We start from the raw sequence: 13,294 nt of genomic DNA, 5'->3' as shown, positions 1-13,294 counted from the left end.
TTTCACGCGGCGCGAGCGGTGTAGCGCTCGCCGTGGCGTTCGACCAGCAGCGGCAGGCCGAAGGTCTTGGTCAGGTTGTCGGCGGTGAGGGTGTCCTCCAGCAGCCCCTGGGCCATCACCGCGCCGTCGCGCAGCAGCAGCGCGTGGGTGAAGCCGGGCGGGATCTCCTCCACGTGGTGCGTGACGAGCACCAACGCCGGAGCGTCCGGGTCCTGGGCCAGCTCGGCGAGACGGCCCACCAGGTCCTCCCGGCCACCGAGGTCGAGCCCGGCCGCCGGTTCGTCCAGCAGCAGCAGTTCTGGGTCGGTCATCAGCGCCCGGGCGATCTGCACCCGCTTGCGCTCGCCATCGGAGAGCGTGCCGTACGTCCGGTCGGTCAGCGCGCCGACACCGAGCTGGTCGAGCAGCGCCCGGGCGCGGGACTCGTCGGCCGGGTCGTAGCTCTCCCGCCAGCGGCCCACCACCGACCAGGCCGCCGTCATCACCACGTCCACGGCCCGCTCGTCGGCGGGCAGACGCTCGGCGAGCGCCGCGGTGGTGAGCCCGATGCGGGTACGCAGCTCGGTCACGTCGGTGCGGCCGATCCGCTCGCCCAGCACGTGCGCCGTGCCGGTGGTCGGGTGCAGCCGCCCGGCGGCGAGGTTGAGCAACGTGGTCTTGCCGGCGCCGTTGGGGCCCAGCACCACCCATCGTTCGTCCAGCTCGACTCGCCAGTCCACATCGTGCAGCAGGGCGGTGCCGGACCGGCGTACGGCGACGCCGTCGAGGCTGACCACCAGATCCGCGTCCACGGGTGAGGGGGCGGGGGTGGCGCCACCGGCGCCAGGGATCAGGTCACCAGTCACCCGCCCATCCAACCACGCAGCAGCGGGCTGCCCCCATGGGCGTACGCGCCGGCCGTAGGGTGAGGCGCCGTGTCATTCCTCACCCGAAGGGCGGCTCATGACGAGTGCGGTCATCGAGATCGAGGGTCTACGGAAGACCTTCCGTAGCCTGCGCCGGGGTAGCCGCGTCGCGGTCGACGGCTTCGACCTGCTGGTCGAGGCCGGTCAGGTGCACGGGTTCCTCGGTCCGAACGGGTCGGGCAAGACGACCACGTTGCGGGCGCTGCTCGGGCTGGTCCGCGCCGACCAGGGCCGGATGCGGGTGCTGGGTGCCTCCGCGCCGGAGCAGTTGCCCCAGGTGGCGGGCCGGGTGGGCGCGATCGTGGAGAGTCCGCAGTTCTTCGGCAACTTCACCGCGTACCGCACGCTGCGGTTGCTCGCGCTGGCCGGTGACGTGCCGATCGCCCGGGTCGACGACGTGCTGGCGCAGGTCGGCCTGCTCGACCGGGCGCACGAGCGGGTCAAGGGCTACTCGCTGGGCATGAAGCAGCGTTTGGCGGTGGCCTCGGCGCTGCTCAAGCGACCGGAGCTGCTGATCCTCGACGAGCCGGCGAACGGGCTGGACCCGGCGGGCATCCGGGAGATGCGCGATCTGATGCGGGCGCTGGCCGAACGCGGGGTGACCGTGCTGGTGTCCAGCCACATCCTGGCCGAGATCCAGGTGATCTGTGACCACGTCACGATCATCTCGCGAGGTCGGCGGGCCGCCAGTGGACCGGTGGCGGAGGTGCTCGCCGGCCACGACCGGCACGAGTGCCTGGTCCGCGCCGACGACCTGGCCCGGGCCGAGGAGTTGCTGGCGGCGGCCGGACTGGCGGTCACCGGGCACGCCGACCACCTGGTGGTGGGCGGGGTGCCGGATCCGGCGGTGGTCAACCGGACGCTGGGCGAGCAGGGCGTCTGGGTACGCGAGCTGACTCCGCTGCGACCGGATCTGGAGAGCGTCTTCCTGGATCTGACCGGCGCACCGGGGCCGGCGGGGGTGCCCCGACAGGTGGACGGCACGGCGGACGACCCCACTGACGGTCGGGAGATCGACCTCGGGATCCGGGAGGTGGGCGCGTGAACCTGATCCGTGCCGAGGCGGAGCGGTTGGCCGCCCGCCGTTTCGTCCAGCTCATGGTGGCGTTGCTGGCGCTGGCCTTCGTGGTCACCGCCGGCACCACCATCGCCGGTTCGCACAGTCCCAGCCCGGCCGAGTTGGCCACGGCCCAGCAGCAGGCCGCCGACGACCGGCGCAGCCTGGAGTTGGAGTTCGACCGGTGCCTGGCCCGGCAGCGGGGCGAGCATCCCCGGGACAACGACGACTACCTGCCGTCCGACTGCAGCGAGGTCGATCCGGCACGGATAGACCGGTTGCCGGTGGCCGCCGACTACCTCAGCGGCGTGTTCACCTTCACCCGGCAGGCCGAGCCGCTGCTGTTCTTCCTCGTGGCGTTCCTGGTGCTGTTCGGTTTCCTGGTGGGGGCCTCGGCGATCGGCGCCGACCTGAACTCCGGCGGGGTGGTGAACCTGCTGCTGTGGCGACCGCGCCGGATGACGGTGCTGGGCACCAAGCTCGGCACGCTGCTCGGTGCGGTGCTGGCGCTGTCCCTGCTCGCCTCGGCGGCCTATCTGGTCACCTTCTGGGTGATCGCCCAACTGGCCGGTCATCCCGGGCCGACGAACCCGGCCTTCTGGAGCGGGTTGGGCGCGATCTGGGTCCGGGGCCTGGTGCTGGTGCTCCTGGCCACGGCGATCGGCTTCGCGATCGCCACGATGGGCCGGCACACCTCGGCGGCGCTCGGGGCGGTGGCCGCGTACCTGGTGGTGTGGGAGCTGGGCGGCCGGATCGTGCTGGAGATCGTGGAGGTGGCCCGGCCGGACCAGCTCATGCTGACCAGCTACGTCTGGGCGTGGCTCACCGGGAAGGTCGAGCTCTGGGACGACAGCGCCTGCACCAACCTGCTCTCCGGATACTGCGACGGTCTCTACACGCTGACCTGGCGACCGGCCCTGGCCGTGCTGCTGTCGCTCACCGTCGGGCTCACCGTGGCCGCCTTCGCGCTGTTCCGGCGTCGCGACCTGACCTGAGCACCGGGAACCGGAGGCGGCGACTCCTTGCCGCCTCCGGCCCAATACTGAAGAATTCCTTCACATGGACGGCGGCTCAGCCGACCGTGGAACCGAAGACCTCGTCCCGGACGGCGTCCAGCGCGGTGCGCAACGCGCCGTGCAGGATCGGCTCCTCGGTCAGCCCGGTGGCGACCACCCGGGGGCGGACCAGCGTGATGGCGGCCACCTCGTGCTGCACCCGCTCGGCCAACGCCGCCCCACCGGCCTGGCCCACCTCACCGGCGAGCACCACCAGCGGCGGGTCCAGCACCACGCAGGTGCTCGCCACGCCCAGGGCCAGCCGACGGGCCACCTCGTCGAGCATCGGCCCCCCGGCGGTGCCGTCGGCGATCGCGGCGCGGACCGCGTCGGCCGCCTCGGTGTCCGGGTAGCCGTGCTCGCGGGCCAGCGCGCGGACCGCGTCGGCACCGGCCACCTGCTGGAACGCCGGCTTGGCCCGCCGGGAGACGTCGCGCGGGATGGGCGCGCCGGGCACCGGCAGGTAGCCGATCTCACCGGCCGCGCCGCTGCTGCCGTGGTGCAGCCGGCCGCCCAGCATGATCGCCAGACCGACGCCGGCACCGACCCAGACCAGCACGAAGTCCGACACGCCCTGGGCCGCGCCGGACTGCGCCTCGGCCACCGCGGCCAGGTTCACGTCGTTCTCGAAGACCACCGGGGTGTCCAGGTCGTCGCGGAGCGCGGCGAGCAGGCCCCGGTGCCAGCGCGGCAGGTTGAACGCGAAGGTGATGTCGCCGGTGCCCGGGTCGACCAGGCCGGGGGTGCCGAGCACGATCCGCCGTACGCTCGACAGGTGCGCACCGGCGCTACCGGCCACCTGCACCACCGCGTTGTGCACCACGCCGACCGGGTCATCGGTGTCCTGGGTGGACTGTTCGACCCGCCCGATCACCGCCCCGGTGATGTCGGCACAGGCGGCCACCACCCGCTCCGGGCCGACGTCCACGCCGACCACGTGCGCGCTGCCCGGTCGCACCGCATAGAGCTGGGCGTTCGGCCCCCGCCCGCCGGCCTGCTCACCCACCCGGGCGACCAGGCCACGCTCCTCCAACCGCTCCACGAGCTGGGACGCCGTGACCTTGGACAGGCCGGTCAGCTCGCCTATCCGAGCCCGGGTCAGCGGCCCCTGTTCCAGCAGCAGTTCCAGCGCCGCACGGTCGTTGAGGGCGCGCAACAGACGTGGGGTGCCGGGCAACCGGGTCGCACTCATGCCATGTCCTCATGTATTAGTAAACTTTGCTAACTATCTAGCATTGGTAACAGTAAACCGACCTTGGAACGGGTAGCCGTAGCGTATCGGCCGGGTGGAAGCAGGGCTCTCGGCCGACCCGGTACGAGATCCGCACCGGCCGGCACCGAGAGGAGACACCCCCGTGGGGATCGATCCAGGACTCCGCCGGTTGGCGCTGGGCACCCTGCTGGCCGCGTACCCGGGGCCGGTCCCGCCCGACTGGGCGGTCGAGCTGGTCGCCGAAGGGCTGGCCGGACACACCCTGTTCGGCACCAACATCCACCGGCCCGAGCAGGTGGCGGCCGCCACCGCCGCGCTGCGGGGCGGACGGTCCGACGTGCTGATCGCCATCGACGAGGAAGGCGGCGACGTCACCCGGCTGGCGCACGCCACCGGCAGCCCGTACCCGGGCAACGCGGCGCTCGGCGCGATCGGCGACGTGGCCCTCACCCGCCGGGTCTATCACGCCATCGGCGCGGAGCTGGCCGACCTGGGCATCACCGTCAACCTGGCACCCACCGTCGACGTCAACAGCGCCGACGACAACCCGGTCATCGGCACCCGCTCGTTCGGGGCCGACCCGGTCCGGGTCGCCGCCCACTCGGCGGCGGCGACCACCGGGCTCCAGGCCGCCGGGGTGGCCGCCTGCGCCAAGCACTTCCCCGGCCACGGCGCGACGATCGCCGACTCCCACCACGAGCTGCCCACCGTGGACGCGTCGCCCGATCTCCTACGCCAACGTGACCTGCCACCGTTCGCCGCGGTGATCGCCGCCGGGGCGAAGGCGGTGATGACCGCACACATCCGGGTCCCCGCGCTCACCGGCGACCTGCCGGCCACCTTCAGCCGCGCCGTCCTGACCGACCTGCTGCGCGACCGGTACGGCTTCGACAGCGTCGTAGTCACCGACGCGCTGGAGATGCGGGGCGCCACCCTGGCCGCCGGCGGCATCGCTCCGGGTGCGGTGCGGGCGCTGGCCGCCGGAGCCGACCTGCTCTGCATCGGTGCCGCGGTCGACGCGGACCTGGTCGAGACCGTCGCCGCCGAGATCGTCGCCGCGCTCGGCGACGGCCGGCTCGACCGCGCCCGGGTGGAGCAGGCCGCCGACCGCGTCACCGCCCTCGCCGCCTGGACCCGGACCGCGCGCCCGGAGATCACCGTCCCGGACGGTCTGGGGTATGCCGCCGCGCGCCGGGCGGTACGGGTGGAGGGCATCCTGGCCGGGCTCGACCAGCCACTGGTGGTGCAGTTGCACGCCCGCTCGACCATCGCCGAGGGGCGAGTGCCGTGGGGACTCGGCCCGCACCTCGACGGCACCGAGGAGATCCGGGTGGTGGCGACCGAGGCCGACCCGGAGACGTTGCGTCGCCGGGCCGGCACCCGACCGATCGTGCTGGTCGGCCGCCACCTGCACCGACTGCCCGGCGGCCCGGAACTGGCCGCCACGCTGGCCGCCACACACCCGGTGGCGGTGGTCGAGATGGGGTGGCCGGCCGCCTGGCGACCGGCCGGCGTCCGGGCCTTCGTCACCACCTTCGGCGCCAGCCACGCCAACGGGCGGGCCGCCGCCGAGGCGCTGGGCCTGACCGGACACTCCGGAGCCATACGCTGAGTCACCCCGCAGCCGATCCGCGTCGACCTGTCCGGCCAGGTCAAGTCCACTTTTCGACACCACGGACCACGCGGTGGCTACTTGCCGACCACCAGCCGGATACGTAGCGTGATCGCATCGAGCCGCACATGGGCCTGGGGGGAGGCTGCGGACCGTGGATCCGGCCCGGGATTCACGGTCCGCGCCCTGCCGTCAGGTCGACGATCAGCCGGGATAGACGCCGTACGACCGCCAGCCCCGGTCGGGGAAGCCCGCCGCCTCCGCCACCCGGGCCGAGGCGGCGTTGTCCCGGGCGTGCAGATAGGTCGGCACCGCGCCGTCCGCGAGCACCCGACGCGCGGCCTGGGCCACCAGCCGCCGGGCCAGCCCACGCCCCCGGGCGGCCGGCACCGTGCCCACCGCCAACTCGTGCCCGTGCCGGTCGTGCCGCTTGACGCCGACGCCGGCCAGGTAGCGCCCCCGGTCGTCCCGCACCACCAGGACCGGCCGGTCGAACAGGCGTAACCAGGACGGCAGGCCGGCGGCGCCGGACGGCACCCACTCACCGACATCGGGCAGGGGCGCGGGGGCGACGCTCCAGCGGAACACGTCGTCGTGCACCACCCAGCTCGGATGGCCGACCGCCGTCGGCAAGGCGTCCGGCAGCGACTCCGGCCGCCGGGCCAGCTCGCGGACCGCCGCGACCCGGTCCGGGGCCACCGAGAGCACGGTGCTCGCACCGGCGGTGATCGCGACGGCCGGCCGCAACCGGCCGTCCCAGGCCGGGCGGGCGCGCCGGGTGGAGCACACCACGTGCAGCCCGGGACCTGCCGGCCACTGCCCGAGCCAGGTCGCCAGGTGCAGGTGGAGCCGCCGGTCGAGCATGGTCCACCTCCGCAGCGTCGCTCCGGCCTCCACCGATCACGGTACGACGGGCGCTCCGCGCGGCGGCACCGATCGGGTGACCAACGCCTCGTCCGGGAACCCGATCCATCGACCAACCGTCATATCCATTTCCATACATGGACAACTTTCTTTGGAACGGTGGGGGACATGCCGATTCAGCCGAATGACCGCTCCGCGCAGGAGACCCGACGGGCACTGGGGTGCGCCGACCGCTTCCCGGGCCAGCCCTCGTACCGCGGCCACCGCGCCGACCTCGGCACACTCTCCTGGCACGATCTGAACGAGCTGCCGGCGGGCTACTCCTCCCGCAGCCCTCTCAACACCCTCTGAGGCCACCCGCACCCGGGGCGACCCGGCGAGCCAGCGCGTCCTTTCGCACACCTGTCGGGTAACGTCAGCTGGTCCTCCGACAGGTCACGACGGGAGCAACTGCGCACATGGGCAAGAAGACGATTCGCGTCTCCGACTTCAGCGGCACGGTGCTGGGCCCCGACGACGAGGCGGTCCGCGTCGTCGTCGTCGAGCATCCTGACCTGGTGGCCGGGCCCGTGCAGCTGGACGCGACGCCGGTGGAGGTGGAGAGCCTCGACGACGCCGCGCTGGACGTGGCGGTGGTCGAGATCCACGACCGGCACGGCAACGGTGAGCCGCGTCGGGTGGTGCTGACCGCGAGCGAGTTCGACGCGATGGCCACCGACATGCCGATGGCCCAACTGCTCAAGACCGCCGAGCGGGTACGCCCACCGAAGGCGCGGCGCGCCACCGAGAAGATCGACTACAGCACCATCGAACACGCCGGAAAGCCGCACCGGGGGCGGGTCACCGAGGAGGAGGCCCGGCTGGTGCGCGAGCATCTGGACGAGGTCAACAAGCGCCTCGCCGACGCCGGGCTGCGCCAGATCGAGCCGGAGGACCCGGAGCACGCCGACCGGTACGGCTTCTCCACCGCATCCTGATCCGCTACTCGAACACCCGGACCTTGGCCAGGGCCGCCGCGGTGCCCGCCTCCACGGCGGCCTTGTCCACGCCGAGGCCGGTCAGTACACCCTCGCCGCCCTCCTGCTCCAACAGCGCCAGCAGGATGTGCTCGGTGCCGATGTAGTTGTGCCCCAGGCGCAACGCCTCGCGGAAGGTCAGCTCCAGCGCCTTCTTGCCGGCCGCGTCGTACGGGATCAGATCCGGCACCTCGCCCACCGACGGCGGCAGCGCGGCGGTGGCCGCCTCGCGGACCGCCTCGACCGTGACGCCGCCGGCGACCAGCACCCTCACGGCCAACCCCTCCGGCTCGGCGAGCAACCCGAGCACCAGGTGCGGCGGGCCGATCTCGGCGTTGCCGGCGGTGCGGGCCTCGTTCTGCGAGGCCATCACCACGTTGCGGGCGCGCGGGGTGAAGCGGTTGAACCCCTGCTGCGGGTCGGTCGGCCCGGCGTCGCCCTTGGCCACGAAGCGCTTCTGCGCGGCCTGCTTGCTCACCCCCATGCTGCGGCCGATGTCGGTCCAGGAGGCGCCGGACCGGCGGGCCTGATCCACGAAGTGACCGATGAGGTGGTCGGCGACGTCACCGATGTGGTCGGCGACCATGACCGCGCCGGTGAGCTGGTCGAGCGCGTCGGGGTGGGCCTGCTTGATGGCCTGGATCAGGTCGTCGAGCCGGACGGGATTGTTCATCTGGACCGGATTCGTCATTCGTCAACCATAGGTTGACGGGCCACAGTCGTCAACCAAGAGTTGACGATCACCGAGCGTCGCCTCACCCCATGATCGCTGTTAACAACCTTGACTAATTTTCTTGAAATCGACAGACTGCGATGTGGAGAGCGCTCTCCCCTCCTCGCCGGGGCGCCAGCCTCATCCGCCCACCCCCAAGGAGACCCATCGTGTCCACCATCTCCCGCAGGCTCCGAAGGAGCGCCGCCGTCCTCGCCGCGGCGGTCGTCGCCAGCCTGCTCGTCGTACCCGTGACCGCCGCACCGGCCGCCGCCGCCATCGGCGGACTCACCTGGCAGGACGAGTTCAACGCCTCGGCCGGCACGCCGGTCGACCAGTCCAAGTGGCGCTTCGACATCGGCGGCCACGGCTGGGGCAACAACGAGCGGCAGTACTACACCAACAGCACCAGCAACGCGGTGCACGACGGGCAGGGCAACCTGGTCATCACCGCGCGCCGGGAGAACCCGGCCAACTACCAGTGCCACTACGGTCGGTGCGAGTACACCTCGGCCCGACTGCTCACCGCCGCCACCTTCAGCCAGGCGTACGGCCGGTTCGAGGCCCGCATCAAGATCCCTCGCGGTCAGGGCATCTGGCCGGCCTTCTGGATGCTCGGCAACGACTTCGGCAACGTCGGCTGGCCGGCCTCCGGCGAGATCGACATCATGGAGAACGTCGGTCGCGAGCCGAACACCGTGCACGGCACCATCCACGGGCCGGGTTACTCCGGTGGTGGCGGGATCACCGGCAGCCGCGTCATCGGGCAGCCGCTGGCCGACGCCTTCCACACCTACCGGGTCGACTGGGAACCGAACAGCATCCGCTGGTACCTCGACGGCCAGGAGTTCTTCCGCGTCGACCCGAGCCGGCTCGGCGGCAACCGCTGGGTGTTCGACCACCCGTTCTTCATGATCCTCAACGTCGCGGTGGGCGGCAACTGGCCCGGCTACCCGGACGGCAGCACCCAGTTCCCGCAGCAGATGCTCGTCGACTACGTGCGGGTCTACGGCTACGTCCCGGACGGCAACACCGGCACCACCCGGATCCGGGGCCAGCAGAGTGGACGGTGCATCGACATCCCCAGCGCCAACCCGTACGACGGGGCGCCGTTGCAGATCTGGGACTGCAACACCACCGCCGCCCAGGCGTGGACCTTCGCCGCCGACGGCACCGTGCGCGCGATGGGCAAGTGCATGGACCCGGCCTGGGCCGGTACCGCCAACGGCACCGAGGTCAACCTGGTCGCCTGCAACGGCAACCCGGCCCAACGGTTCACCCTCAGCCCCGCCGGTGACCTGGTGAACCTCAGCGCGAACCGGTGCGTCGACGTCCGGGAGAACAACGCGAACAACGGCGGCCGCCTGCAACTCTGGGACTGCGCCGGCACCGCCAACCAGAAGTGGTCCCGCGCCTGACCGCAAGCGGTACTTGTGGGCTCACCGCCGTCGGCGGTGAGCCCACGCGCCTTCCCAGCCGTAAGAGTCGGTGACGGGCCCGGCGGGTAGTAGCCCACTGCGGTCACCGAGGTACGGGAGGCGACGTGGAGAACGCTCAAGCGACCGACGGGCGACGGTTCTGGTGGTGGCTCGGCGGAGCGCTGCTGGTCCTGGTGGTGGTGCTGGTCTCTGCCTGGACCTGGGTCACGGTGCGCGGCGACGGCCGGGCCGGGCACGTCGTCACCGGCAGCGCCGACGACCTGCGGGAGGCCACCTTCGTCCTGCTCGACGGCGCCGACGTGGTCCGGCTACGCACCGAGGACCTCGGCGCGGACGCGTACCGGGTGTCGACGCCCCGCGACGCGGGCGTGCGTCCCGCGGTCTCGCTCACCGACGGCAACGTGCTCACCAGCCTGCGCGGCACCGGTCAGGACGGGCCGGCCATCGTCGAGGTGGTGCTGCACCACTCCGTACGCTGGCACCTGCGCCTCGGCGGCGGCGCCAAGGAACAGCACCTCGACCTGCGGGGCGCCCAGCTCGGCGACGTCGAGTTCACCGCCGGGGCGAGCCGGATCGAGCTGACCCTGCCGTCGGCCAAGGGCACCCAGCGGACCGTCCTCAGTGGCGGTGCGAACCAGGTCGTCGTCCGCCTGGCCGGTGACGCCCCGGTGCGGGTACGCGCGGGCGGTGGCGCCGGATCGGTCACCGTCGACGGGTCCACCCAGTCCGGTGTGGCCGGCGGCACGGTGCTGACGCCACCGGAGTGGGAGTCGGCCACGGACCGCTACGACATCGACGCCACCTCCGGCGTCTCCAGCCTCACCGTCGACCGCACCGACGGCGACGGCTAGCCGACCGAGAGTCCGCCTGCGCGGCCACCGTGCGACATGCTCGCGGCGCTGTACGGTCGCACTACCACATGGGGAGGTCGATGTGGGCGCGACGCCGGGCATCGGACGATTCACCAGCGACCAGGCACGGAGCAGGTTCCTCGCCGCCTACGAGGCGGCGATGGGCGCGTGGCCGCACCCTCGACAGGAGTGGGACGTCGAGACGCGGTTCGGCACCGTCCACGTGCACCACCACGGCACCGGCACGGGTGAGCCGATCGTGTTGTTGCACGGTGCTCAGGGCAACTCCAGCAACTGGTATCCGCAGGCCGGCCCGCTCGGTATCCACCACCCGGTCTACGCGGTGGACACCGTCGACGACCCGGGTCGCAGCGTGCAACGCCGACCGGTGCCGAGCACGACCGACAACGCCGCCTGGCTCGACGAGACGCTCACCGCACTCGGGCTGGACGGCGTTCACCTGGTCGGCCTGTCGTACGGCGGATTCCTGGCGCTCGCCCAGGCCCTGCACCGGCCCGACCGGCTGGCCTCGATCACCCTGCTCGATCCCGGGGGCCTGGAGAAGGTGCCACTCAGGTTCTACGCGAACATGCTGGCCGGAGCGCTGGCGACACTGGCCCCCCGGCGCACCCGGCCCTGGTTCGCCCAGCGGCTGGCCAACCATGCCCTGGTCGAGTCCGCCGAGCAACTGGCCCCGATCATGATCGCAGCCCGGCACTGGCGGTCGGGTCGCCCGGTCGCAGCTCGCCGGTTCGACGACGACGAGTTACGCGCGATCCGCGTGCCGGTGCAGCTGCTGGTGGCCGGGCGCAGTTCGCTGCTGGATCCCCGTCGGGCGGCGGCCCGGGCGGCGGAGCTGATCCCCTCGGTCCGCACCGAGATCGTGGCCGGTGCCGGCCACGGGCTGCCGCTGGAACGTCCCGAGCTGGTCAACCAGCGCATTCTCGACTTCATCGCGTCCCTCGCCCCGGGCGACTCCGCCGGCCCGGCCCGCTGACCCGGCCGGCCGCAGCCGGCCAGCGGACACCCGGCTACGGTACGTCGAGCCGGGGTCGCGCCGCACCGGGCCGCGAAGCAAGCCCGGCCGGGTACCCGCACTGTCGCCGGACCAGTGGCGGAGGAAGGAGTCGGCGGTATGCGGCTGCACGTCGGGTGCGCGATGTGGACGCACAAGTCCTGGCAGGGTCGGTTGCTGGCGCACCCGCTGCCGACCTCCGAGCGGCTGCGCCACTACGCCGGGTGGTGCGACGCGGTCGAGGGCAACACGACGTTCTACGCCACCCCGACCCGGGACACGGTGGCCACCTGGGCGCAGCAGACCGGTCCGGACTTCCGGTTCGTGGTCAAGCTGCCCAAGGTGGTCACACACGAGCGTCGGCTCACCGACGTCACCGAGCCGATGCGGGTCTTCCTGGACGCGATGGCACCGCTCGGCCCGCGCGCCCACGCCCTCTGGGTGCAGCTTCCCGGCTCGTTCGGCCCGGACGACGTACCCACGCTGGCCCGCTTCCTGCGCCGGCTGCCCGCCACCCACCGGGCCGCGGTGGAGGTCCGCCATCCCGCCTTCTTCACCGAGCCGCGCGCCACGCGGCTGCTGGAGACCACGCTCGACGAGGCGGACGCCGAATGGGTGCCGTTCGACACCACCGCCTTCTTCGCCGACCCGCCGACCAGTGACGCCGAACGCGACGCCTGGACCAAGAAGCCACGGATGCCGCTACGCACCCACGCGCTGACCGACCGGCCCATCGTGCGGTATCTCGGCCGCGACGACACCGACCGGACGGTCGAGGGCTGGCAGCACTGGGTCGACGTCACCGTGGACTGGCTGCGCGAGGGCCGCTCCCCCACCGTGTTCGTGCACACCCCTGACAACGCCGAGGCCCCCGTGCTCGCCCGTCGCTTCCACGACGAGGTCCGTGCCCGCGTGCCCGACTTGGCACCGCTGCCCGAGCCGATCCCGATCGAGCCCACCACCCTGTTCTGACCCGCCGGTCGGCGGCCCGTGCTACGAGCCGACCTTGCTGACCTGCACGAACGGGCGGTCGTCCCACCAGATCGCGTGGATGATGAAGCTGCTGTTCGGCGCGTTGAAGTAGACCGCCATGTTGTCCGGCGAGTTCTGCACCTTCTGCACCGCGTACCCGTCCGCCGGGGTCGCCGTGACCAGCTCGACCACGCCCGCCGAGGTCATCCGGACGACCGCCTGGCCGCCCTCCACCCGGAACGAGCGGACGTAGCTGCGGACGCCGTCGTCGCCCACCGTCACCGTCCAACCGTCCTCGGTGGTCACGGTCGGGGCCGTGGTCCGGCTCGGTCTGGTCGTCGGGCGGCGGCTCTCCACCGGCTCCGGCGTGGCGCTCGGGGTGGGGGTCCGGCTCACGCTGGGTGGCGGTGACGCCGACGTCGGCGGCGGCGGTGCCGACGAGGGCAGTGGCGTCGGCGGTCCGGGCGTCTCCACCGCAGGCGGTGGGCTCAGCGCCTGGTCCTGGGCGACCGGCTCCCGCAACACGGGCAGAATCGCCATGGACGCGAGCACGATGCTCGACGCGGTGGCGACGCACCACCCC

General features: G+C 72.5%; 14 protein-coding genes. 9 read left to right on the top strand and 5 right to left on the bottom strand.

The genetic code is table 11. From position 1 onward, the window contains the following. Nucleotides 1–2: 2 nt before the first annotated feature. Complete coding sequence (locus ACZ31C_RS16210; protein ID WP_396749349.1) at nt 3–845, bottom strand: ABC transporter ATP-binding protein; 843 nt, start codon at nt 843–845, stop codon at nt 3–5. Between the two features lie 97 nt (nt 846–942). Between ACZ31C_RS16210 and ACZ31C_RS16205 the strand changes: the two genes are divergently transcribed. Continuing rightward, nucleotides 943–1,950: an ABC transporter ATP-binding protein gene (locus ACZ31C_RS16205; protein WP_465795977.1), complete on the top strand. Its 1,008-nt coding sequence runs from the start codon at nt 943–945 to the stop codon at nt 1,948–1,950. Beyond that, the gene (locus ACZ31C_RS16200; RefSeq protein ID WP_465795976.1) at nt 1,947–2,957 is read left to right on the top strand and encodes an ABC transporter permease subunit; all 1,011 of its coding nucleotides are present in this window, start codon (nt 1,947–1,949) and stop codon (nt 2,955–2,957) included. The genes ACZ31C_RS16205 and ACZ31C_RS16200 overlap by 4 nt, the downstream gene beginning before the upstream one ends. Nucleotides 2,958–3,033: 76 nt before the next feature. Here ACZ31C_RS16200 and ACZ31C_RS16195 read toward each other — a convergent pair whose 3' ends face one another. After that, nucleotides 3,034–4,209 (bottom strand): ROK family transcriptional regulator, encoded by a 1,176-nt coding sequence (locus tag ACZ31C_RS16195; protein WP_465795975.1) that lies wholly within the window; start codon nt 4,207–4,209, stop codon nt 3,034–3,036. 163 nt (nt 4,210–4,372) lie between these two features. On the opposite strand from ACZ31C_RS16195, the gene ACZ31C_RS16190 reads away from it, so the two are divergent. Further along, a complete protein-coding gene (locus ACZ31C_RS16190; RefSeq protein ID WP_465795974.1) occupies nt 4,373–5,842 on the top strand; it encodes a glycoside hydrolase family 3 protein in 1,470 nt (489 codons plus the stop codon). A 204-nt stretch (nt 5,843–6,046) separates the two neighbouring features. On the opposite strand, the gene ACZ31C_RS16185 is transcribed toward ACZ31C_RS16190, so the two are convergent. Beyond that, nucleotides 6,047–6,706 carry a GNAT family N-acetyltransferase gene (locus ACZ31C_RS16185; protein WP_465796234.1) on the bottom strand — a complete coding sequence of 220 codons (660 nt, stop codon included), beginning with the start codon at nt 6,704–6,706 and terminating at the stop codon, nt 6,047–6,049. 168 nt (nt 6,707–6,874) lie between these two features. Here ACZ31C_RS16185 and ACZ31C_RS16180 point away from each other — a divergent pair, with 168 nt between their 5' ends. Next, nucleotides 6,875–7,057, top strand: coding sequence for a hypothetical protein (locus ACZ31C_RS16180; RefSeq protein WP_465795973.1), 183 nt, complete (start codon nt 6,875–6,877; stop codon nt 7,055–7,057). 107 nt (nt 7,058–7,164) lie between these two features. Continuing rightward, nucleotides 7,165–7,683, top strand: coding sequence for a hypothetical protein (locus tag ACZ31C_RS16175; protein ID WP_396749364.1), 519 nt, complete (start codon nt 7,165–7,167; stop codon nt 7,681–7,683). Nucleotides 7,684–7,687: 4 nt separating this feature from the next. Here ACZ31C_RS16175 and ACZ31C_RS16170 read toward each other — a convergent pair whose 3' ends face one another. Beyond that, nucleotides 7,688–8,413, bottom strand: coding sequence for a Clp protease N-terminal domain-containing protein (locus ACZ31C_RS16170; protein WP_465795972.1), 726 nt, complete (start codon nt 8,411–8,413; stop codon nt 7,688–7,690). 191 nt (nt 8,414–8,604) lie between these two features. On the opposite strand from ACZ31C_RS16170, the gene ACZ31C_RS16165 reads away from it, so the two are divergent. The 4 genes from ACZ31C_RS16165 (at nt 8,605) to ACZ31C_RS16150 (ending at nt 12,711) form a co-directional block, all read left to right on the top strand. Then, on the top strand, nt 8,605–9,852 hold the full coding sequence (locus ACZ31C_RS16165; protein ID WP_465795971.1) for a family 16 glycosylhydrolase: 1,248 nt from the start codon (nt 8,605–8,607) through the stop codon (nt 9,850–9,852). Between the two features lie 125 nt (nt 9,853–9,977). Next, entirely contained in the window at nt 9,978–10,724 is a 747-nt protein-coding gene (locus tag ACZ31C_RS16160; protein WP_465795970.1) for a hypothetical protein, read from the top strand. An 82-nt stretch (nt 10,725–10,806) separates the two neighbouring features. Next, nucleotides 10,807–11,721, top strand: coding sequence for an alpha/beta fold hydrolase (locus ACZ31C_RS16155; protein WP_465795969.1), 915 nt, complete (start codon nt 10,807–10,809; stop codon nt 11,719–11,721). A 162-nt stretch (nt 11,722–11,883) separates the two neighbouring features. Beyond that, entirely contained in the window at nt 11,884–12,711 is an 828-nt protein-coding gene (locus ACZ31C_RS16150; RefSeq protein WP_465796233.1) for a DUF72 domain-containing protein, read from the top strand. A 21-nt stretch (nt 12,712–12,732) separates the two neighbouring features. On the opposite strand, the gene ACZ31C_RS16145 is transcribed toward ACZ31C_RS16150, so the two are convergent. Continuing rightward, nucleotides 12,733–13,251 (bottom strand): DNA mismatch repair protein MutL, encoded by a 519-nt coding sequence (locus tag ACZ31C_RS16145; RefSeq protein WP_465796232.1) that lies wholly within the window; start codon nt 13,249–13,251, stop codon nt 12,733–12,735. Nucleotides 13,252–13,294: the final 43 nt, after the last annotated feature.

It is taken from the genome of Micromonospora sp. NPDC023869 (genome assembly GCF_055559695.1).
Note: the sequence above shows the minus strand (reverse complement) of the source record. Positions and strands in the feature narration are given on the sequence as shown.